Origin of the sequence: Micromonospora sp. NPDC052213 (genome assembly GCF_040679695.1) — a bacterium.
GTDB lineage: Bacteria > Actinomycetota > Actinomycetes > Mycobacteriales > Micromonosporaceae > Micromonospora.
The window spans coordinates 1-17,653 of record NZ_JBFAVI010000082.1 but is presented as its reverse complement, the minus strand read 5'-3'; the positions used below and the strand labels follow the sequence as shown (position 1 = coordinate 17,653).

Sequence of the window (17,653 nt, the reverse complement as noted above, 5' to 3'; positions counted from 1 at the left end):
ACTCGTCTGGGGCCCCTGGGGACCGTGCACTTCCGCCATGGTGGGCCCGAGACTACTCCGAAACCGCTGGTGCGGGCTCGCGACCAAGGAGCGAAGGATGAGCGAACCGGTCAACCGGGTACGGCGCGCCCTCAACGAGGCGCCCGCCGATCTCCTGCTGGACCGGGTCGCCGACACCCTGGCCGGGGCCTACGGGATCACCCGGGTACAGCTGCTCCAGGTCGACTACCGGCTGTCGGCGCTGCTGCCGCTCGGTGACGGGGAGACGGTCACCAGCCCGGGGCACCCCGCCTGGCGCTGCTTCGACCACCAGACCCCGATCGTCGCCGACGACACCGCGTACCTGCCGGTGTCGATGCGCGGGGAACGCCGGGGGGTGCTGCGGGTGGCGCCGGCCCCCGGCGACCCGGGGACGCTCCACGAGCTGGCGGAGGCCGCCACCGCGCTGGCCCACGAGATCGCCGCGGTCAGCGCCGGCACGGACGTCTACCGGGCCGCGCGGCGCAGCAGGAGGCTCACCCTCGCCGCCGAGATGCAGTGGGAGATGCTGCCCGGCCGCAGCCGGATCCGGCCCTCGTTCAGCCTCGCCGGGCAGCTCGAACCGGCGTACGCGGTGCGCGGCGACAGCTTCGACTGGTCCGACGACGGGGAGCGCGTCTGGCTGTCCACCATCAACGGCACGGGCGAGGGGGTGGCCGCCGCGATGCTCACCTCGCTCGCCACGTACGCGCTGCGCAACGCCCGCCGGGCCGGGCTCGGCCTCGCCGACCAGGCGGCCCTCGCCGACCAGGCCATCTACGACCTGCACCGCGGCGGCCAGCACCTCGCGGCGCTGCTGATGGACCTCGACCTGCGCTCGGGGGTGCTGACCGTGGTCGACGCCGGGTCGCCCCGCCTCGTGCTGCTGCGCGACGGGGAGGTCCGCCAACTGCCGCTGGAGGCGCAGTTCCCGCTCGGCATGTTCGAGGCCACCGACTACCACGAGCAGCGGTTCGAGCTGTGCCGGGGCGACCGGCTCTTCGTGGTCAGCGACGGCGTCATCGACGCCACCGGGCAGGACGTCCGGTACGGCGAGACCGCGCTCGACCGGTTCCTGCGCCGGACCGGGCCGATGGAGCCGCTGGACGCGGTGCGCTCGCTGATCGGCGACCTGCGCGCGTTCGTCGCCGGTGACCTGGTCGACGACGCGGTCGTGGTGTGCCTGGACTGGACCGGCCCGCAGGACTGATCCCACCGGGGCGGGTCAGTACGCCCCGCGACTGTTGACCACGGCACCGAAGGTCTTCCAGAGGATCGTCAGGTCGGCCGCGAGCGACCAGTTCTCCACGTAGTAGAGGTCGAGCCGGATGCCGTCCTCCCAGCTGAGGTCGGACCGGCCGCTGACCTGCCAGAGCCCCGTCATGCCGGGCTTGACCAGCAGCCGGCGGGCCACGTCCCCGTCGTAGCGGGCCACCTCGGAGGGCAGCGGCGGGCGGGGGCCGACCAGGCTCATCTGCCCGAACAGGACGTTGACCAGTTGCGGCAGCTCGTCCAGCGACCACTTGCGCAGCAGCCGGCCGATCCGGGTCACCCGCGGGTCGTCGCGCATCTTGAACATCAGGCCGTCGGTCTCGTTGCGGGAGGCCAGCTCCGCCAGCAGGGCGTCGGCGTTCACCACCATGGTGCGGAACTTGTAGACGCCGAACTCCCGGCCGCCCTGCCCGACGCGGGTCTGGCGGAACAGCACCGGCCCCCGGCTGTCGAGCTTGATCGCCAGCGCGATGACGGCCAGCAGCGGCAGCAGCAGCGTCAGGGCCAGCGAGGAGGCCGCCCGGTCGACGAAGCCCTTGACCAGCTTGCGGGCGCCGCGGAACTCGGGCGCCTCGACGTGGATCAGCGGCAGGCCGGCGACCGGCCGGGTGTGGATGCGCGGGCCGGCGACGTCGGTCAGCGCGGGCGCCACCACCAGGTCGACGCCGGTGCCCTCCAGTTGCCAGCCCAGCCGCCGCAGCCGGGTGGCGGTCAGCTCGCCGGAGGCGGTCACCGCGACCGTGTCCGCGCCGATGGCGGTGGCGGCCTCGGGGATGCCCCGGAACGAGCCGACCACCGGCACGTCGCCCAGCCGCTGGGCGACCGGGGCGAGCAGCGCGTCGGGGATGCACGCGCCGACCACCTGGTAGCCCGCGTACGGCTCGCGGCGCAGGGTGTGCACCAGCTCCAGCACGTGCGCGGTGTCGCCGACCACCAGCACCTTGCGCGACCAGCCCGCGCCCCGGGACCGCGCCCGGTGCAGCCGCTTGCGCGCGGCGAACCGGGCCACCTCCAGACCGACGGCGCCGACCGCGAACGAGATGCCCAGGAAGCCCCGGGAGACGCCGACGTCGGCGATGTAGCCGACGATCGCGATGCCACCGGCGAGGCGCAGGCTGGCGGCGCTGACCCGCCGGTACTCGTCCGCGCCGTACCCGAGGACCCGGTCGTCGTAGCAGCGCAGCACCCGGAGCGAGATCAGCCAGGCGACGACGAGCCCGGGAGCCACCACGACGTACGGGACCTTCGAACCGCCCGGGGTGTCACCGCCGAAGCGGGCCACGTACCCGATGAGCACGGCGATGGTCAGGATGGTGGTGTCCAGCACCACCAGGGAGCGGACGTAGGCGCGCTCGTCGGTGCGGGCCGCCTGCCCGGACCATGGCTGGTCCGGCGACGCCGCTCGGGCGGGGGTCAACAGCGTCGCCGAGGTCACCGGCCCTCCCCACTTCGCATGCCGACGGCCCCGGTCGCCGACCGACCCCGTCGCGGGCCGGCCGCGGAGCACTACGACATCCTGCCCCGGCAACCACGGTGGACGATCGCTTCCGACGTATTGCCGTCACTTTTCCCGAAGGGGCCGGTGGCCGAAAAGGGCCCGCGGTACCGGATCCGGCGGTACGACGGGCCCTGCACGCCCTGGTCCGTCGGTCAGGCCGGGGCCTTGCGCAGCGCGACCGCCCGGAGGAAGATATCGCCGATCTTGGTCGGGTCCTCGGTGACGAAGGCGCCGCCGCCGGTCACGTCGGTGATCGACGTCAGCTCGGCCTTGCTGACGTCGCCGCCGATACCGATGATCACGACCTGCACCGGCCGCTCCGGGTCCTTGATCTTGTTGAGTTCGGCCAGCAGCTGCTGCTGGGTGATGCCGTCGGAGTCCTCGTTCTTGCCGTCGGTGAACAGCACGATCGAGTTGACCCGGCCCGGCTCCCAGTTGTCCTGCACCTTCTGGTACGCCGCCAGCATGGTGTCGTAGAGGCCGGTGCTGCCGCTGGAGGACCGGATCGAGCCGAGCGCCTGCTCCAACTTGCCGCGCTGCCGCGACAGCGGCCCGATGGCGACCAACTCCTGGTGGTCGCGGGAGCCGACCAGCTCGGTGGAGAACGTCCAGAGGCCGATGGACCAGGAGTCGTCGAAGAGGTTCAGCCCGCGCCGGGCCGCCTCCACGGTGACCTGCTGCCGGGTCGCGTTGCCGGCGTTGGCCACCTTCTCCTTCATGGAGCCGGAGACGTCGATGACGGCGAGCATCCGGCCGGACTGGGTGGCGATCGACCAGCTGGAGAGCGCGCGGTCCATGTTCTGCGGGTCGGGCCCGCCGGTCGCCGCGGTGCCGCCGGTCGCCGGCGGGGTCGACGCGCCGCCGGCCGGGCTGGGTGCGCCCTGCGGGGCGTCGAAGCCCGCGCCCCAGTTGCCGTCCGGCGCCCGCAGCGCCTGGGCCGCCAGCCTGTCGCGGAAGTCGGCGGTGGTGAGCACCTCGTAGAGCACCCGCGCCGCCGACGCCTTGGCCGGCTCGATGCCGGGCAGCACCGCGTACGGGTAGTCCAGCGGCGCGGGCGCCGGCTCCAGGTAGAGCGCGGCCAGCGGCACCGGCGGCTTCTTGCTGTTGTACTGGATCACGTCCTCTTCGGACAGCGCCGCCGCGCCGAGGCTGCTGGCGATCGTCGTCGCGTCCGACGCGGTGGGGAACCGGGCGAGCAGGTCCGGCCGCAGCGCCGAGCGGTCGGTGGCCAGCGCCCGCAGCGCGGCGACCTTGTCCTTCTCGGCGTCCGGGCCGCCGGTGGCGCTGGCGGCGGTGGTCAGCGAGAGCAGACCGGACAGGCCCGCCGCGTCGCGGGTCGGCTCGACGATGCCGGTACGCAGCGGCTTGTCGCTCTGGACCTGCTGGAGGAGCTGGGTCCAGCTGAACTTCTTCTGCGGCCAGCCCAGCCGCGAGGCGATCGGCACCGGCATCGCCACGACCACCGGGCTGCGGGCGATGGACGTGCCGTTGCCGGGGTCGAAGGCGGTGGCGCCGCCGGTCTTGAGCCGCAGCAGCCAGGTGGAGGAGTCGGGCACCCAGACGTCCGGGCTGACCGCCGTGCCACTGGCCTGCCCGACGCCGGCCAGCGTGACACCGTGCTTGGCGGCGACCGTCGCGGCCACGTCGACCGGGTCGGAGGCCGAGACCTTCACCGCGATGCAGGTCCCGCCGACCGCGGCCCCGTCCTTGACCCATCGCGCGGCCGCCGCGTCGACGGCGGGGGCGAGTTCGTCGGCGACGGCGACGGACAGCTCGATCCTGCCGGAGCAGTCCGGCTGCGCCAGCTGCTGGTAGCCGAACCAGCCGCCGGCCGTCACGGCGAGCACGCCGACGGCAGCGGCGGCGGTAGCTGCGTGAACGTTGGTACGCATGCGGTGGCGGCCTGCTGACACGCTGACCATACTGCGTACCCGCCCTGGTAGCTGCCACAACCGTTCGGACGAAAGTTACGCAGGAGATACAGTTGACCACCAAATTGTCGACGACGAGTAACCGTCCCGCCTCGGCGAGTTGATCTGGCCTGGTCAGGGCAGGACGCAGGTGGGGCTGGGCACCGGCACCGGCTCCCCGACCGGGGCCGGGACACCGGTGGCCGCGTCCACCCGGAAGACCCGGACCATGTCGGCCCGCTCGTCGGCCACGTAGAGGTGCTCCCCCGCCCGGGCGAAGTGCCGCGGCCACTCCCCACCCGTTTCCACCTCGGCGACCAGCTCCGGCAGCTCGCCGGCCAGGGCGAAGACCGCGACCGTGCCCACCCCGCGGTTGGCCACGTAGAGGAAGCGGCCGTCCGGGCCGACCGCGATCTCCGACGGCTGCACGTGCCCGGGCCGGTCGCTGGCGTCGACCCGGCCCCGCTGGTGCAGCGCGCCCTCGGCGGTCAGCTCGTACGCGGTCACCGAGGCGTCCAGCTCCCCCGCCACCCAGCACCGCCGGCCGTCCGGGTGCCGGGCCAGGTGCCGGGGACCGGAGCCGGCGGCCGCCCGCACCCGGGGCGCCCGGGGCACCAGCCGACCGGAGGCGGCGTCCAGGTCGTAGCGGTAGATCGAGTCGGTGCCGAGGTCGACCGCGAGCAGCGGGCCCCGGCCCGGGTCGGGGTTGACCATGTGGGCGTGGGCGCCGGCCTGGCGCTCCGGGTCCAACCCGTGCCCCTCGTGCTGCACCAGGTCACTGCGCTCGCCGGGCACCCCGTCGGGGCCGAGCGGGAACACCGCCACGCTGCCGCCGCCGTAGTTGGCCACGACGAGGTGGCCGCCGTCCGGGACGACCGCCAGGTGGCAGGGCTCCGCGCCCCCGGTGGACCGGGTGCCGAGCGGGGTGAGGTCGCCGTCGGCGGCCACCCGGAAGGCGTTGACCTCGCCGTCGGGCAGCTCGTTGACCGCGTACAGCACCGGCAGCCGCGGGTGCCGGGCGAGGAAGGAGGGCGCCGGGGTGACCGCGACGGTGCCGAGCGGGGACAGCTCGCCGGAGCCCGGGTCCCGCCGGGCCGCGACGATGCCGGTGCCCCGGCCCCCGCCGTGTGCCGTGTAGCCGCCGATGTGGACGACCGCGCCCTGCTCCGCCACCGGTTCCGCCCTCCGCCGATTCCTCCGTCGATCCAACCAGAGGCTCGCCCCTGTGCCGGCTCCTTACCCGGAAAGCCGCGCCGAGTCACGGCCGGTCGACGGGACCGGCCGCGCCGGCGGGCTCAGGCCGCCGGCACCGGCTCGCCCCGCTGCCGGGCCACGTGCTCGACGAGGGCGATCAGCACCTCCTTGCCGGACTGCCGGTCCCGCGCGTCGCAGAGCACCAACGGCACGTCGGGGTCGAGGTCCAGCGCCTGGCGTACGGTCTCCAGGCTGAACCGCCGGGCGCCGTCGAAACAGTTCACCCCCACCACGAACGGGATGCCCCGCTGCTCGAAGTAGTCGATCGACGGGAAGCAGTCCGCCAGGCGACGGGTGTCGGCGAGCACCACCGCGCCGAGCGCCCCGAAGGCCAACTCGTCCCAGAGGAACCAGAAGCGGTCCTGGCCCGGGGTGCCGAACAGGTAGACCTGGAGGTCGTCGTTGATCGTGATCCGGCCGAAGTCCATCGCCACCGTCGTGGTCGACTTCGCCTCGACGCCGGACAGGTCGTCGGTGTCGACCCCGGCCCCGGTCAGGATCTCCTCGGTCTGCAACGGCCGGACCTCGCTGAGCGCGCTCACCAGCGTCGTCTTGCCGGCGCCGAAGCCCCCGGCGATGAGGATCTTCAGCGCGAGCGGGATCCGGGGAGCGGAACCGGCCTCGTCACAGCGCACGGAGTCCACTGACCACCGCCTTCAGGATGTCGTCGTCGGGCAGGTAGGCGGCGGCCGTCGGCTGGTGCACCGCGACCAGTCCCCGGGCCAGCAGGTCGCCGAGCAGGACGCGGACCACGCCCAGCGCGAGGTCCAGCTCGGCCGCCAACTCGGCGACGGGCACCGGCCGGGCGGCCAGCGACACCAGGCGCCGGTGCTCGGGGTGCAGCTCCGGGTGGGCGGCCGGGTCGGCGGCCGGCGCGGCCAGCACGTACGCGACCAGGTCGAAGCCGTCCGCGGACGACCGGACCCGCCCGCCGGTGAGGGTGTAGGGCCGCACGACGGGGCCGGCGTCGTCGTCGAGCCACTCGTGCTGCGGCCCGGGGGACTCAGCCCGCATCGGCAGCCCCCGCCGCCGACCGGGCCGGGGCGCTCAGGTACTCCCCCACCCGGGTGACCAGCATCGCCATCTCGTACGCCACCAGGCCGATGTCCGCGTCCGCGTCGCTGACCACCGCGAGGCAGGCGCCCTGCCCGGCGGCGGTGACGAAGAGGTACGCCGACTCCATCTCCACCACGGTCTGCCGAACCGCCCCGCCGGCCACCTGCCGGCTCGCGCCCCGGGCCAGGCTCGAGAAGCCGGACGCCAGCGCGCACAGGTGCTCGGCGTCGGCGCGGTCCAGGTTGGTGGAGGAGCCGAGCAGCAGCCCGTCGGCCGACAGCGCCACCGCCTGGCGGGCGGGCGGCACCCGTTCCACCAGATCGTCGAGCAACCAGTCGAGATCGGCGCTCTGCCTCGTCGGATGCAGCATCAGGCGTCCCTCTCAGTCGCGGTCACGGGGTCTGGTTCCGCCGGCGGCTCGGCCGGGGTCGGGGTCGGGATGGGCTCCGGGGCCTGCTCCGGGGTGTCGCCACCGGCCGCCGGGGCGCCGGCGGCCACGGCCCCGTCAGCCGTCGCGCCGCCGGCCGCGGCGCGGCCACGGGCGGTGCCCGCCTGCAGGGCGGACATGGCGCGCCGCGCCTCCTCGGGAGTGCGCGGGGTCGGGCTCTCGATCACCGGTGGCCGCGGCGTCGGGCCGTCGGCGACCGGGTGCCGGGCCGCCGCGGGGTGCCCGAGTGCCGGACCGCCCCCGGGGGCGTCCGGCGTCGACCGCCGCCGGACGGCCGGCCCGTGACGCCGCACCCGACGCGGCAGCCCGTCGATCTCCCCGGCGCTCTCGGCGGGGCCGGGGCCGCCGGGCACCCGGCTGGCGGGGGCGGGGTCTCGGGACGCGGGGGCGGCCCGGCCCGGCCCGGCGGAGGCCGGGCCCCCGACGCCGGACGCGGCCGGGCCGGCGGCGCGACCGGGCTGGTCCGGCGCGGCGGAGGCGGGAGCCGCGGAAGGCGGGGCTGCGGAAGGCGGGGCTGCGGCGGACGGGGCCGCGGAGGGCGGCGTCGCGCCGGGTTCGGCGGCTCGGACGGAACGGGGCCGGGGCAGCGTGCTCAGCCGGCTCGCCCGGGCCATCCGCCGTTCCTCCGGCGTCGCCCCGGACTGGTCCTCCGGCGGGGCGACGCCCTCGGGCAGCAGGGACGGCTCGTCGGTGACCAGGTCGGCGGGGATGAGCACGACGGCGGTCAACCCGCCTCCGTCGGACGGGCGCAGCCGCACCCGGACCCCGTGCCGGGCGGCGAGCCGGGCCACCACGAAATGGCCGAGCCGAGCCGTCTCGGCGGGCTCGAAGTCGGGGGACCGGGCCAACCGCCGGTTCGCGTCCTCCAGCGCGGCGGCGGTCATGCCCAGGCCGCGGTCGGTGACCTCGACGGCGTAGCCGTTGGCCACGTGCTGCCCGGAGACCTCCACCCGGGTGTGTGGCGGGGAGAACGCCGCGGCGTTCTCGATCAGCTCGGCGAGCAGGTGGATCACGTCGCCGACGGCCCGCCCCAGCGCGCCGCCGGGCTGCACGGCGGCGATGTCGACGCGGTCGTAGGACTCCACCTCGGAGATGGCGCCCCGGATCAGGTCGACCATCGCGACCGGGTTGCGCCAGCCCCGCCCGGGGGCGGCGCCGGCCAGGATGACCAGGTCCTCCGCGTGCCGCCGCAGCCGGGTGGCGAGGTGGTCGACGCGGAACAGCTCGGCCAGTTCGTCCGGGTCCTCGGTGTGCCGCTCCATCCGGTCGAGCAGGGCGAGCTGCCGGTGCACCAGCCCCTGGCTGCGGCGGGCGATGTTGAGGAAGACCTCGTTGAGCCCCCGGCGCAGGGTCACCTCGTCGACGGCCGAGCGGACCGCCGTCCGCTGCACCTCGGTGAAGGCCCGCGCCACCTGGCCGATCTCGTCGCCGCCGTACTCCAGCGCGGGCGCCTCCCGGGCGACGTCGACCTGCTCGCCCCGGCGCAGGCGGGCCACCACGTCGGGCAGCCGGCGTTCGGCCATGTCCAGCGCGGCCGTGCGTACGCCGGTGAGCCGCTGCGCGAGGGAACGACCGACCCGCAGCGCCACCAGGACCGAGACCACGACGGCGGCCAGGCCGAGCACCCCGGCGGCGGCGAGCCGGACGAGGATGCCGACGGCCGTCGGCACCGACCGGTCGGCGAGCCCGTCGGCCTGGGCCAGCTCGAACTCCCGCAGCGCCTGCTGCACGGCCTCGTAGCTGGCGTGCCACTGCGCCGGGTCCACCGCCGGCCGGGTCGACGACCGGGCGCCGACCAGGGTGTCCTGCATCGCCCGCAGCCGGCCGAAGACCTCCCCCTCGGTCAGCCGCTGGAACGCGGCGCGCTCCGCATCGGGCAGGTCCGCGACCGCCGCCTCGGCGAGGAACCGCTGGTTGGCGATGGTCTGCACGACCTGGGTGTGCTCGCCCTCGGCGAACCGGCCGGCGGTGAACGCCCCGGCCAGCAGGGCGTCGGTCTGGCCGAGCAGCTCCCGGCTGCGGCCGAGCGCGGTGACGGCGAGCGCCTGACGGTTCAGGTCCTGGTCGGGCAGGTTCGCCATGGCCGAGAACGCCTGGAAGGCCGAAGAGATCATCCCGCTGTAGAGCCCGACCGCGCCGGCCCGGTCGACCTCGCGGCGGTCGATGAACCCGCGCCCGGCGGGCAGCGCGTCCAGCGCGGTGACGAGGTGGTCGACCCGGGTGTCGAGGTGGTCGCCGGCGGCGTCGCGCAGTTCCTCCCCGCCGACCCGGCGGCGCAGCTCGGCGACCGCTCGGTCGGTCCGCCGGCGCTGCTCGGCGAGCCCGGGCGCGACGTCCCCGCCGGCCAGGTGCACCACCGAGAGCCGACGCTCCCGTTGCAGCTCGGCCACCACCGTCTCGCCGGGGCGGCCGAGGTCGTAGAGGAGGGTCCGGGCGGCGAGCAGGTCGAGGGCCGGCCCGAAGGTCAGCGTCGTGGCGAAGATCCAGAGCGCCAGCAGCGCGGTCACCGGGACGACGACCAGCGCGGTCAGCTTGGAGCGGATCGGCCAGTCGCGGGATTTCAATCAGACCTCGCCCGGAAGGTGTGGCTGCGGGGGCGCCGGCGCCGGCCGGGCAGCGTCCGGGTCGGACGGTCACGGCCCACGGTGCCGGCCCGTCCGGCGGACGCCTTGGGCAGGATACGTAAATCCCGCCCGATGCACTACCGTCCGTCGCGTCGGGCCTACCGGACGGACGTCCACAGCGGACGAACGCCCCGCCGGGGCCGGCGGGGCGTTCGGTGGGTGGTGTGCGGATCAGGCGCTGACGGAGATGCCGAGACCCTCGGCGACCCGACGGCCGTAGTCCTCGTCGCACTGGCTGAAGTGCCAGACCATCTTCTCCTGGATGTGCTTGTCGCACTGTGCCAGCAGGGTCGTCAGGTTGAGGATCAGGTCGTCGCGCTCCCAGTCGGCCATCTCGCGGTAGCGGCGGCCTGCCTGGGAGTAGTTGTTCTGCCGCTCGATCGGGGCCTTCATGACCTGACCGGAGACGAACGGGCGGTACTCCCGGTAGGACTCGTCGGCCTCCCGGAGCCCGGCGACCGAGGACGGCTCGAAGTTGATGTGCGGGTTGCCGCCCCGGTTGTCCACCCCGTACGACATCTGGCCGCCGCCCTGGTTGGTGCTGACGGCCACGTCCTCGCGCGGGCGGTTGACCGGCAGTTGGAGGTAGTTCGGGCCGACCCGGTACCGCTGGGTGTCCGAGTAGGAGAACGTGCGGCCGACCAGCATCTTGTCGTCGGAGAAGTCGATCCCGTCAACCAGCACGCCGGTGCCGAAGGCGATCTGCTCGTTCTCGTTGTGGTGGTCGGTGATGTTGCGGTTGAGCGTCATCATGCCGACCGGCAGGTAGGGGAAGTCCTCCTCCGGCCAGATCTTGGTGTCGTCGAGCGGGTCGAAGTCCAGCTCCGGGTGCTCGTCGTCGCTCATGACCTGGACGTTGAGTTCCCACTTCGGGTACTCGCCGCGCTCGATCGCCTCGTAGAGGTCCTTGGACGCGTGGCCCAGGTCGGTGGCCTGGATGGCGTCCGCCTCGGCCTGGGTGAGATTGTGCTCGCCCTGCTGCGACAGCCAGTGGAACTTGACCAGCACGCCCTCGCCCTCGGCGTTGACCAGCCGGTACGTGTTCACCCCGGACCCGCGCATGGTCCGGTAGTTCTTCGGGATGCCGTACGGGGAGAAGAGCCAGGTCAGCATGTGCATCGACTCGGGCGTGTTCGACATGAAGTCGAAGATCCGGTTCGGCTCCTGGCGGAAGGTCACCGGGTCCGGCTTCAGCGAGTGGATCACGTCGGGGAACTTGATCGCGTCGCGGATGAAGAAGACCTGGAGGTTGTTGCCCACCAGGTCCCAGTTGCCGTCGTCGGTGCGGAACTTCACGGCGAAGCCGCGCGGGTCGCGGGCCGCCTCGGAGGAGTCCCGGCCGCCGATGACGGTGGAGAAGCGGATGGTGACCGGGGTCTTCTTGCCCTTGGTCTGGAACAGCTTGGCCCGGGTGTACTTCGACGCCGGCTGGTCGCCGATCGTCCCGTACGCCTCGAACTCGCCGTGCGCGACGAAGCCGCGCGCGTGCACCACCCGCTCCGGGATGCGCTCCCGGTCGAAGTGGCTGATCTTCTCGAGGAAGTGGTAGTTCTCCAGCGTCGCCGGGCCACGCGAACCGACCGTCCGCTGCTGCTGGTTGTTGTGCACGGGGTGACCCTGACGGGTGGTGAGGATCGGCTTGCTGGCCTGCGGGTCGCTCATGGCGCTCCTCCTGGTCGGTGTGACGGCTGGCGTCAGCGGTGGTGTCGCTGCTGGCACGTGGGGCACCGGCCCCAGTAGGTGACCTCGGTGGACTCCACGGCGAAGGTGGCGCCGGGGTCGAGGCAGGGCCCGGGGGCCCGGTTGCGGCGGGTGTCGACGATCGCCCCGCACTCCCGGCAGACCAGGTGGTCGTGGTCGTCCCCGGCCAGCTCGTAGCGGGCCGGCCCGCCGGCCGGGGCGAACCGGCGCAGCAGGCCCGCCCCGGTGAGGGCGTGCAGGACGTCGTAGACCGCCTGGACCGAGATCCGCCCGAGGCGGACCCGGGCGAGTCGGGTGATCGTGTCGGCCTCCAGGTGCGGCCGGTCGCGTACCGCCGCGAGCACCGCGAGCCGGGGCTGCGTGACCCGCAACCCGGCGGCCCGGAGGCGTTCGACGTCGGTCTCGACCGGCATCACCCCACCCAAGCGCCTTTTCTGGAATGAGTCAAGTTTTCGCGGGGCGATCACTCTGTGCGACTCGTCATGTCGGTACGGGGAATGCCGCCAGGTCGGGTTCGTCAGGAAAGTGCCGCGGAACGGGATTGGCGATCACGGAGCGGAGGGAATACCACTGGCCGAAGGAGGAGCCATGTCGCCCACGCAGGTAATCGTCATAGTTCTCGTCGTGCTGGTGATCGCGGCGCTGGCCGTGGCCGCCCGGTCGTACGCCCGCCGTCGGGCGTTGCGGTCGCGGTTCGGTCCCGAGTACGACCGCGCCGTCGCCGAACGGGACAGCCGTACCGCCGCCGAGCGGGAGCTGCGCGAGCGGCAGCGCCGCCACGCCGACCTCACGCTCACCCCCCTCGCCCCCGAGTCCCGCGCCCGGTACGCCGCCGCCTGGGAGGAGATCCAGGTCCGCTTCGTGGACTCCCCGGCCGAGACCGTGGGCGACGCGGACGAACTGGTCACGCGGCTCATCGCCGAACGCGGCTACCCGACCGGCGACTTCTCCGACCAGATCGCCCACCTCTCGGTGGAACACGCCCGCACGCTGGGCCACTACCGCGACGCCCACGACATCCACCTGCGCAACTCGCGCGGCGAGGCCAGCACCGAGGAGCTCCGCCAGGCCGTGGTCCACTACCGGGCCCTCTTCGCCGACCTGCTCGGCGAGGAGCCGGTCGGGCACCGGCCGCCCGAGCAGCGCAGTCCGGACAGCCAGCACGACGTCACGAGCCGCTGAGGAGACCGCGATGCGACAGGAAGAGCAGCGGGTGGGCAACGAGCACCCCGAGGCCGTCCGCTCCACGCCGGTGCCGGTGCCGCCACGAGGCGACCAGGCCGGCCGCGCCGAGGTGCCCGAGGACGCCCTCGACGAGCGGGGCACGTTCGACGACCCGGCGGTCGCCGGCGAGCGCGCCCCGCGCGGCGGGACCGCCGACGACGAACGGTCCGGCGATCGGAACGCCGGCGCGGCACGCTCCGGCGGCCGGGACACCGCCGGCGGGCGGCCGGAGTTCCACGAGCCCGGTCCGCTGCCGACGGCCTTCGGCGCCACCACCGTCGGCGACGCGGTGGCCGCGTCCGCCCTGGCCAGCCCCCGCCCGGAGGACGAGGTCGACCCACGTACGGAGTCGACCGCGCGGCCGGGCGACGGGGCCGTGGACGGCGCCCGGGAGGGGCGCCGGGCCGACCCGACCGCCGAGTTCCGCGGTGCCGGTGAGCGTGGCGAGGGCCGGCCCGACGAGCGCGGCGGGTCACCCGGCGGCACGACCGTGCTGCCGCCGGACGCCACCGACGGTGGCCCCGAGCGCCGGACCGACCTGACCGGCTGGACGGGCGACCCGGAGACCGCCGCGGCCGGCGGGCCCGGGTACGGCAGCGCCACCCCCGCCATGGTCGACCCCGACGCCGAGCACGCGTCGGCCGGGCGCACGGGTGCCGCCGCCGGCTCGCTGGAGTCGGCCGGGACGTCCCGGCCGGCGGGTTCGACCGTCGCCGCCGAGCCGGCCACGCTCTTCGACCCCACGGCGGCGCAGGTTTTCCGGGACCGCTGGCGGGACGTCCAGCTACGGTTCGTGGACGACCCCCGCGCGGCGGCCGGGGAGGCGCAGTCGCTGGTCGACGAGGCGATCCAGGCGCTCGCCTCGGCGCTGTCCGCACAGAAGAACAAGCTGGGCGGCTGGCAGGACGCCGGCTCGGCCGACACCGAGCAGTTGCGGATGGCGGTCCGCCACTACCGCGACTTCCTCGACCGCGTGCTCGGACGCTGACCGCCCGCACGGGCGCCCCCGGTCGGACGGGGCCGGGGGGCGCCCGGCGGTGCGCTGGTGCGGGCGGGGGCCCGCCCCGGCGGCGTGCGCGACGGCCGGGCCGGCCGTTCGGCATCCGGCGGGGGCATGGGCGCCGCCACGCGGGGTACGCCAGGAGGATCAGGAAACCACCTGGCGGCAGGAGGGCAGCGACATGACGGATCGTGACCGTGACCGACCGCTGGAGGAGAGCCCCGAGGTGGCCGCGGCGGTCGAGGACGACACCGGCATCCCCCAGCTGATGACCGGCGGCGGCGCCGACCGGGACACTCCGTCGTTCGCGGAGCCCGGTGACCAGCCGCGGAGCGGCGCGCCGACCGACCAGCTGATCGGTGACCCGTACGCCGCCGGCACCGGGGCCACCGGCACCGGCACGGGGGCGGCGCCGGACAACATCCGCACCGGCGCGGAGCAGCCCTGGGAGCCGGAGGATCTGGTGGCGGCCCGGGGCCAGGACCTGACGCCGGAGAACATCGAGCGGGCCCGCCGGGACCTGGCCGAGCTGGGCCGGGCGGCGATCGAGAAAACGGTCCCCTGACCGCCGTACGTGACAGGCCCCCGGCCCGACCGTCGAGCGGTCGGGCCGCGGGCCCGGGAACCCCGCCGCCGGAGCGCCCACCTGCTGCCAGCGGCGGGTAGACGCCGTGTCGGGCCCCGCTGGGGTTGTTGTCGTTGCGGGTGTCGCCGGGGTACGTCGGGTCGCACATCCGGTCGGAGCCCTTGCCCTCGCTGTTCGCGATCTTCTTGCTGGAGCCGTCCGACTCGCCCGGCGCCTCACCCCGGACGGACGCGTCGACGCCCGGCTCCGGCTCGACCTTCGGGCGTTCGCCCGGGCCGGCCCCGGACTGTTCGCACCAGTTGCCGGGTGGATCCGCCGGTCCACCGGGCCGCCGTTGACGTAGGTGTCCACGCTGGTCGCCGCGCCCGGCCGGTGGGCCGGGCGGAGCCGCCCCCAGCCGTTGCGGGAGGCGCCCGACCAGCATGCCGATGCAGGCGCCGAAGGCCACCTGGACCGGCCTGGTGCGGACGGTTCGGGCGAGCGACAGCTCGTCGACGCACTGGTTCCAGTCGATCCGCCTGGGCCGGCGCACGGTCTGCCCCGTTCACCGTGTCGGTGACCCCTGACGTACGGCTCCCGCGGGGCCGGCAGTTGGCCGTGTTGACGATGAAGCCGTGCAGCGCCCGTTCCACCCTCACCGGCGAGCACCTGGCGGCCTTGTCCACGGTGCGGCCAGAGGCGACCGCGGCGCTCCTCAGCGTGTCGGCGGTCGGGCCGAAGTTGCCGTCCCAGCCGATCCAGCCGTGGTGGGCGGCGTCGATGTCGTTGTTCGGCACCTGGCTGCCGCCCAGCACCGACTCCCGCCTTGGCCGTCCACTCCGGGTTCACGTGCCCCTGGGCACCCGTTGCCAAGGGCGGGGTGGTCGGCGGGGGCGTCGTCGACGGCGGGGTCGCCGGAACAGGACGACACCCACCGAGGGCCCCAACCGGCGCGAGGCGGCCGTGGCGGTGCCACCAGGACAGGAAAGCCGTATATCGCTCGTAACCGGGCATATCACGCCTGTCGCCCGGATGCCCGACATAGGGGCAAACACGAATCTTTCCCTGCATAGCTCATGAAACGGTCTAACGTCGTTCGTAGCTCGGTTGCCACCGAGCCCAGGACAACAGGGATGGAGTGACGCAGGTCATGGCAAACAAGATGCTCGGGAAGGTCGTTGCGGGCGCTGCCCTCGGTGGTGCCTCCCTGCTCGTGTTCACGCCGGGTATCGCGTTCGCGGACGGCCACCACGACGAGGGCAAGGTCTACGCCAAGCCCCACGTCGTCAAGGCGGGCGAAACGGTCAAGCTGCTCGAGGTCTGCTCGGAGCGCCAGGAGCACGCCTACGTGTGGTCCAAGGTCACGGGCAAGGTCAAGCTCGAGCCGGCCGAGGGCCGCGACGACTGGCGCGGGGAGAAGGACTCCGGCGACCACGACAAGGGCAAGGACCACGACAAGGGCAAGGAACACGACAAGGACAAGGGCAAGGAGCACGAAGGCAAGGAGCACGACAAGGGCAAGGAGCACGACAAGGACAAGGGCAAGGAGCACGAAGGCAAGGACGAGACCGCCAAGCCGCAGCCGACGACCACCTACGGCCAGGGCGGCGGCGCCGCCGACGACGGCGACTGGAAGGGCTACGAGCACGGCCAGGACGCCGAGGGTGGCCGCGAGGGCGAGGACCGCAAGGACCACGACAAGTACGGCTCGGACGAGCGGGGCGACAGCGGCCGGGAGGGCGAGGACCGCAAGGACCACGACAAGTACGGCTCGGACAGCTGGGGCTCGGACCGTGGCGACAGCGGTCGCGAGGAGGACCGCAAGGACCACGAGGGGTACGGCTCGGACGAGGGCGACCGGAAGAAGGACCACGAGAAGAAGGACTGGTCCGACGAGGAGTCCTGGAAGGACGACAAGGACAAGGACCGCTGGGAGCACAAGCGTGACTTCGTCTACTACGGCGAGGCCGAGGTCTCCGAGGACGCCAAGCCGGGCCGCTACGAGCTCAAGGGCTCGTGCGGCGAGGGTGAACTCGTCGTCCTGCCGCGCGGCGGGGTCGACGGCGGCGACGGCGGTGCCGGCGCCGGGACCGACCGGGGCCTGGCCGCCGGTGGGGCCAGCCTGCTCGGCGCGGCCGCCCTGGGCGGCCTGGTGCTGATGCGTCGGCGTCGGACCGATGAGTCGCTGGTCTGACATGACGGCGAGATGGGCCGGCGGCCGTCACGGGAAACCGTGGCGCGCCGCCGGCGCGGCCGCCGTCGTCCTGCTCGCCATGGTGGGCGCAGGCATGATCGGCGCGTCGGTCATGACCGCCCCCGCCCCCCGCCCGCCGCAGCCCCTGGCGCAGGCCGGACCGGACACCTCCGGGACGACGGTGTCGGGGCCCGACGGCGCGGACCCGGACGTCGCCGGCGGGGCCGCGACGGGGCTGGCCCGTTCCACCCCCACCACGATCAGCATCCCCCGGATCGGGGTCGACGCCTCGATCATGTCGCTCGGCACCAACCCGGACGGCACCGTCCAGGTGCCCCCGCTCGAGCAGGCGCAGCGCGCCGGCTGGTACGAGCCGGGGCCCAGCCCGGGGGAGGTCGGCAACGCGGTCATCGTCGGGCACGTCGACTCGGCGGTGATCGGGCCGGCGGTCTTCTTCTCCCTCGGCGCCCTGCAACCCGGTGACACGATCGCCGTCACCCGCGAGGACGGGCAGCGGGTCACGTTCACGGTCGAGTCGGTGAAGGCGTACCCGAAGACCGAGTTCCCGACGGAGCAGGTCTACGGCCCCAGCGACCGGCCCGGCCTGCGGGTGGTCACCTGCGGCGGCGTCTTCGACGAGGCGGCGCGCAGCTACCCGGACAACGTGGTCGTCTTCGCCTCCATGACCGCCTGACCCAGGGCCTCCGCCGGCGGTCGCACGGTCCGGGCCGGGCGGTGGCGGCATCCGCCACGTCGTGGCCCCCGGCGCCGCGGCACGGCAGTGGAGGCGGGACGCCGGGAAACGACGACGCGGTGCGGCCGGGGGGGGGGCCCGACGGGCGGGCCCCGCGGCGGGGGCGGCGTGCGGCGGCGGGGGGGGGGGGCACCC

At 74.3% G+C, this 17,653-nt stretch carries 14 protein-coding genes and 2 pseudogenes; 6 read left to right on the top strand and 10 right to left on the bottom strand.

What is annotated here, in order from left to right; translation table 11 throughout:
• Positions 1 to 97 precede the first annotated feature (97 nt).
• Positions 98 to 1,228: a PP2C family protein-serine/threonine phosphatase gene (locus AB0L34_RS19955; RefSeq protein WP_363705814.1), complete on the top strand. Its 1,131-nt coding sequence runs from the start codon at positions 98 to 100 to the stop codon at positions 1,226 to 1,228.
• Between the two features lie 15 nt (positions 1,229 to 1,243).
• Here the strand turns inward: AB0L34_RS19955 and AB0L34_RS19950 are convergent, their stop codons facing one another.
• The 9 genes from AB0L34_RS19950 to AB0L34_RS19910 all read right to left on the bottom strand — a co-directional run bounded on the left by AB0L34_RS19950 (position 1,244) and on the right by AB0L34_RS19910 (position 12,194).
• Positions 1,244 to 2,725 (bottom strand): sugar transferase, encoded by a 1,482-nt coding sequence (locus AB0L34_RS19950; RefSeq protein ID WP_357456127.1) that lies wholly within the window; start codon positions 2,723 to 2,725, stop codon positions 1,244 to 1,246.
• Positions 2,726 to 2,940: 215 nt separating this feature from the next.
• Positions 2,941 to 4,701 (bottom strand): substrate-binding domain-containing protein, encoded by a 1,761-nt coding sequence (locus AB0L34_RS19945; RefSeq protein WP_363705813.1) that lies wholly within the window; start codon positions 4,699 to 4,701, stop codon positions 2,941 to 2,943.
• A 132-nt stretch (positions 4,702 to 4,833) separates the two neighbouring features.
• Positions 4,834 to 5,871: a lactonase family protein gene (locus tag AB0L34_RS19940; RefSeq protein ID WP_363705812.1), complete on the bottom strand. Its 1,038-nt coding sequence runs from the start codon at positions 5,869 to 5,871 to the stop codon at positions 4,834 to 4,836.
• Positions 5,872 to 5,993: 122 nt separating this feature from the next.
• Positions 5,994 to 6,596 carry an ATP/GTP-binding protein gene (locus tag AB0L34_RS19935; protein WP_350708658.1) on the bottom strand — a complete coding sequence of 201 codons (603 nt, stop codon included), beginning with the start codon at positions 6,594 to 6,596 and terminating at the stop codon, positions 5,994 to 5,996.
• Positions 6,577 to 6,966, bottom strand: a complete 390-nt coding sequence (locus AB0L34_RS19930; protein WP_357456137.1) for a DUF742 domain-containing protein — start codon at positions 6,964 to 6,966, stop codon at positions 6,577 to 6,579. The genes AB0L34_RS19935 and AB0L34_RS19930 overlap by 20 nt, the downstream gene beginning before the upstream one ends.
• A complete protein-coding gene (locus AB0L34_RS19925) occupies positions 6,956 to 7,381 on the bottom strand; it encodes a roadblock/LC7 domain-containing protein (protein ID WP_350708741.1) in 426 nt (141 codons plus the stop codon). Before AB0L34_RS19925 ends, AB0L34_RS19930 begins: the two co-directional genes overlap by 11 nt.
• Positions 7,378 to 10,020: a nitrate- and nitrite sensing domain-containing protein gene (locus tag AB0L34_RS19920; protein ID WP_363705811.1), complete on the bottom strand. Its 2,643-nt coding sequence runs from the start codon at positions 10,018 to 10,020 to the stop codon at positions 7,378 to 7,380. Before AB0L34_RS19920 ends, AB0L34_RS19925 begins: the two co-directional genes overlap by 4 nt.
• A 231-nt stretch (positions 10,021 to 10,251) precedes the next feature.
• Complete coding sequence (locus tag AB0L34_RS19915) at positions 10,252 to 11,742, bottom strand: catalase (protein ID WP_363705810.1); 1,491 nt, start codon at positions 11,740 to 11,742, stop codon at positions 10,252 to 10,254.
• Between the two features lie 32 nt (positions 11,743 to 11,774).
• Positions 11,775 to 12,194, bottom strand: a complete 420-nt coding sequence (locus AB0L34_RS19910) for a Fur family transcriptional regulator (RefSeq protein ID WP_363705809.1) — start codon at positions 12,192 to 12,194, stop codon at positions 11,775 to 11,777.
• 175 nt (positions 12,195 to 12,369) lie between these two features.
• On the opposite strand from AB0L34_RS19910, the gene AB0L34_RS19905 reads away from it, so the two are divergent.
• The 3 genes and pseudogenes from AB0L34_RS19905 to AB0L34_RS19895 all read left to right on the top strand — a co-directional run bounded on the left by AB0L34_RS19905 (position 12,370) and on the right by AB0L34_RS19895 (position 14,570).
• Positions 12,370 to 12,963: a hypothetical protein gene (locus AB0L34_RS19905; RefSeq protein WP_357456149.1), complete on the top strand. Its 594-nt coding sequence runs from the start codon at positions 12,370 to 12,372 to the stop codon at positions 12,961 to 12,963.
• A 265-nt stretch (positions 12,964 to 13,228) separates the two neighbouring features.
• Positions 13,229 to 13,435 (top strand): annotated as a pseudogene (locus AB0L34_RS19900) (hypothetical protein); the annotation flags it as partial.
• Positions 13,436 to 14,186: 751 nt separating this feature from the next.
• A complete protein-coding gene (locus AB0L34_RS19895; protein ID WP_350708669.1) occupies positions 14,187 to 14,570 on the top strand; it encodes a hypothetical protein in 384 nt (127 codons plus the stop codon).
• 247 nt (positions 14,571 to 14,817) lie between these two features.
• Here the strand turns inward: AB0L34_RS19895 and AB0L34_RS19890 are convergent.
• Positions 14,818 to 15,015: pseudogene (locus AB0L34_RS19890) on the bottom strand (hypothetical protein); the annotation flags it as partial.
• 705 nt (positions 15,016 to 15,720) lie between these two features.
• Here AB0L34_RS19890 and AB0L34_RS19885 point away from each other — a divergent pair.
• Together AB0L34_RS19885 and AB0L34_RS19880 are read left to right on the top strand one after the other, a co-directional pair.
• Entirely contained in the window at positions 15,721 to 16,764 is a 1,044-nt protein-coding gene (locus tag AB0L34_RS19885; RefSeq protein WP_363705808.1) for a hypothetical protein, read from the top strand.
• Between the two features lies 1 nt (position 16,765).
• A complete protein-coding gene (locus AB0L34_RS19880; protein ID WP_363705807.1) occupies positions 16,766 to 17,458 on the top strand; it encodes a class F sortase in 693 nt (230 codons plus the stop codon).
• Positions 17,459 to 17,653: the final 195 nt, after the last annotated feature.

Coding starts and splice junctions, on each gene's coding strand:
- AB0L34_RS19955 (WP_363705814.1), top strand. CDS start 98: ATGAGCGAACCGGTCAACCGGGTACGGCGCGCCCTCAACGAGGCGCCC.
- AB0L34_RS19905 (WP_357456149.1), top strand. CDS start 12,370: ATGTCGCCCACGCAGGTAATCGTCATAGTTCTCGTCGTGCTGGTGATC.
- AB0L34_RS19885 (WP_363705808.1), top strand. CDS start 15,721: ATGGCAAACAAGATGCTCGGGAAGGTCGTTGCGGGCGCTGCCCTCGGT.
- AB0L34_RS19915 (WP_363705810.1), bottom strand. CDS start 11,742: ATGAGCGACCCGCAGGCCAGCAAGCCGATCCTCACCACCCGTCAGGGT.
- AB0L34_RS19895 (WP_350708669.1), top strand. CDS start 14,187: ATGACGGATCGTGACCGTGACCGACCGCTGGAGGAGAGCCCCGAGGTG.
- AB0L34_RS19880 (WP_363705807.1), top strand. CDS start 16,766: ATGACGGCGAGATGGGCCGGCGGCCGTCACGGGAAACCGTGGCGCGCC.
- AB0L34_RS19930 (WP_357456137.1), bottom strand. CDS start 6,966: ATGCGGGCTGAGTCCCCCGGGCCGCAGCACGAGTGGCTCGACGACGAC.
- AB0L34_RS19910 (WP_363705809.1), bottom strand. CDS start 12,194: ATGCCGGTCGAGACCGACGTCGAACGCCTCCGGGCCGCCGGGTTGCGG.